This window comes from Allosalinactinospora lopnorensis (genome assembly GCF_000981225.1).
GTDB classification, from domain to species: domain Bacteria; phylum Actinomycetota; class Actinomycetes; order Streptosporangiales; family Streptosporangiaceae; genus Allosalinactinospora; species Allosalinactinospora lopnorensis.
On the sequence record NZ_LAJC01000159.1, the window covers coordinates 1 to 2,692 of the forward strand.

A 2,692-nucleotide genomic window follows, 5' to 3' on the forward strand; every position below is an offset into this window, starting at 1 on the left:
GGTGCCGCGCTCTGCGCCCGCCGGGACCATGGGCTCCGCCGGACCCGGTTCAGCGTCAGGCGTGGGTGTCTGCGGGGGCGGGCAGTTGTTCGGTGAGCCAGACCCATTTGCCGTCGTTTTCGGTGAAGCGGCGCTGGACGTGGTCCACCTCGGTGAGGGGGAGGGTGAGCACGGTGTGCCAGGCTCCGCCGATGCGGTCGTCGAAGTGCAGGGTGTTGGCGTCGGTGCGCATGAGCTGGGCCCGCTGGGTGCGCTGGGCCCCGTCTGTCGTTTGGATGCGGTAGGTCGCCATGGTGGCTCCTGGGCTGGTCGGGAGGAATCGGTGGGGCGTCCCGGCGTCGTACCACGAGGGGGTGGGTGGGGCGTCGGGGCGCGGCGCGCTCAGCGCCTGAACAACTCTATCTTCACGTGAATGTGAGGGTGACGCGGGTGGGCCGGGCGGCCGTGGTCGTTGCTCTGGGTGTTGTTCAGCGGGGCAGGATCGACCAATCGGTGCCGCCGTCGTCGTCTCGCCGCGCGGTGGCGGCGGAGCGGTACTGCCCGGGTACCGGTTTTTGCCGGGTGCGGCGCTGCGGGCGGGGGCAGTGACTCGCCTTTAACGTTAGGGTAGGTTCTTTTTGGGAGGTGCTGCGGTGGGCGCGGAGCATATGCAGATCGGTGAGGTGGCTGAGCGTACCGGTCTGTCGCTGCGGACGATCCGCTACTACGGCGAGGTGGGGCTGGTGGAGCCTTCGGCGCGTTCGCGGGGCGGGTTTCGGCTCTACACCGAATCCGATGTGGAGCGGCTGCTGCTGATCAAGCGGATGAAGCCGCTGGACTTTACGTTGGAGGAGACCCGCGAGCTGCTGGAGATCCTGGACCGGTTGGAGGCCGGCGAGGACGCGGAAGGCGAAAGGCGTGAGCTGTTGGCGCGGTTGGACATGTTCGGGGAGGCTGTTGCGGCGCGGTGTGCCTCGTTGGGTGAGCAGTTGGCCATGGCCGAGGAGTTCGCCGCTCGGTTGCGTATCCAGCGCGGCAGGCACCAGGTGCAGGCCTGAGACACAGGGGAGACGAGGGAACCAGCGATGAGCGAGACGGCAACGGTAGCCGGCGGCAATGCGGCCGAGGAGATCGTGCAGGAGGCTGGGCGGCGGCGGACGTTCGCGGTGATCTCGCATCCGGATGCGGGTAAGTCCACGTTGACCGAGGCGCTGGCGTTGCACGCCGCGGCGATCTCCTCGGCCGGGGCGGTGCACGGCAAGGGTGAGCGTCGGGGGGTGGTCTCGGACTGGATGGGCCTGGAGCAGGCCCGTGGGATCTCCATCACCTCGGCGGCGCTGCGGGTGGACTACGGCGGCTGTGTGCTCAATCTGTTGGACACCCCCGGCCACGCCGACTTCTCCGAGGACACCTACCGGGTGCTCTCGGCGGTGGACTGCGCGATCATGCTGCTGGATGCGGCCAAGGGGCTGGAGCCGCAGACGCTGAAGCTGTTCGAGGTGTGCCGGGCCCGGGCGGTGCCGGTGATCACCTTCGTCAACAAGTGGGACCGGCCCGGCCGCGAACCCTTGGAGCTGCTCGATGAGATCGAGCAGCGCATCGGGCTGCGGCCCACTCCGCTGAACTGGCCGGTGGGCATCGCCGGGGACTTTCGCGGGCTGATCGAGCGCGACTCGGGCGGCTACACCAAACTCCGCCGCACCCCGGGTGGGGCCACCCGCGCGGTGGAGGAGCGGCTCGGCGCCGAGCGGGCCGCCGAGGTCGAGCAGGAGGCCTGGGCCCAGGCTCAAGAGGAGCTGGCGCTGCTGGGCGGGATCGGCGCCGACTACGACGAGGCGTCCTTCCTGGCCGGGGTCTCCTGCCCGGTGCTGTTCGGCGCGGCGCTGCCCAACTTCGGCGTCTCCCAACTGCTGGACACCCTGGTGGGCCTGGCCCCGGCCCCGGGGGCCCAGCCCGACGCCACCGGTGTCCGGCGCCCGGTGGCCGCGCCGTTCTCCGGGCAGGTGTTCAAGATGCAGGCCAACATGGACAAGGCCCACCGCGACCGGATGGCGTTCGTGCGGGTGTGCTCGGGGCGTTTCGAGCGCGGGATGGTGCTCACCCACGCCGCGACCGGGCGCCCGTTCGCCACCAAGTACTCCCAGGCGGTGTTCGGCGCCCAGCGCACCACCCTGGACACCGCTTTTCCCGGCGATGTGATCGCGCTGGTCAACGCCGCGGCGCTGAGCGTGGGCGACACGCTCTACGCCGGGCCCAAGGTGGCCTTCGCGCCGATTCCCAGCTTCGCCCCGGAGCACTTCGCGGTGGCCCGGGCACTGGATGCCGGCCGCTACAAGCAGTTCCAGCGCGGTATCGCCCAGCTCGACAGCGAAGGGGTGGTGCAGGTGCTGTCCTCGGAGGTGCGCGGACAGCAGGCCCCAGTGCTGGCCGCGGTGGGCCCGCTGCAGTTCGACGTGGTCAAACACCGCATGGAGCAGGAGTTCCGCGCCCCGATCGAGTTGTCCCACCTGGACTATGGCCTGGCGCGGCGCACCGACGCCGCCTGCGCGCCCGCCCTGCACGGCCTGTCCGGCGCCGAGGTGCTCACCCGCCGCGCCGACGGCGAGCTGCTGGTGCTGGTACACAACAAATGGCGGCTACGGGTGATCAAACGCGAGCACCCCGACCTACTCCTGCAACCACTGCTCGCCGGCGGCACCAACCCCGACGAGTA

The 2,692-nt window shown here is 70.2% G+C and carries 3 protein-coding genes; 2 read left to right on the forward strand and 1 reads right to left on the reverse strand.

Going from position 1 to position 2,692, the window contains the following annotated elements:
• Positions 1-55: 55 nt before the first annotated feature.
• Positions 56-292: a hypothetical protein gene (locus tag VS93_RS26165; protein WP_046472508.1), complete on the reverse strand. Its 237-nt coding sequence runs from the start codon at positions 290-292 to the stop codon at positions 56-58.
• A 355-nt stretch (positions 293-647) separates the two neighbouring features.
• Here VS93_RS26165 and VS93_RS26170 point away from each other — a divergent pair, with 355 nt between their 5' ends.
• Positions 648-1,037, forward strand: a complete 390-nt coding sequence (locus tag VS93_RS26170; RefSeq protein ID WP_046472510.1) for a MerR family transcriptional regulator — start codon at positions 648-650, stop codon at positions 1,035-1,037.
• Between the two features lie 27 nt (positions 1,038-1,064).
• On the forward strand, positions 1,065-2,692 hold a 1,628-nt coding region (locus VS93_RS26175; RefSeq protein WP_046472509.1), incomplete at its 3' end, for a peptide chain release factor 3.

Coding starts and splice junctions, on each gene's coding strand:
- VS93_RS26165 (WP_046472508.1), bottom strand. CDS start 292: ATGGCGACCTACCGCATCCAAACGACAGACGGGGCCCAGCGCACCCAG.
- VS93_RS26170 (WP_046472510.1), top strand. CDS start 648: ATGCAGATCGGTGAGGTGGCTGAGCGTACCGGTCTGTCGCTGCGGACG.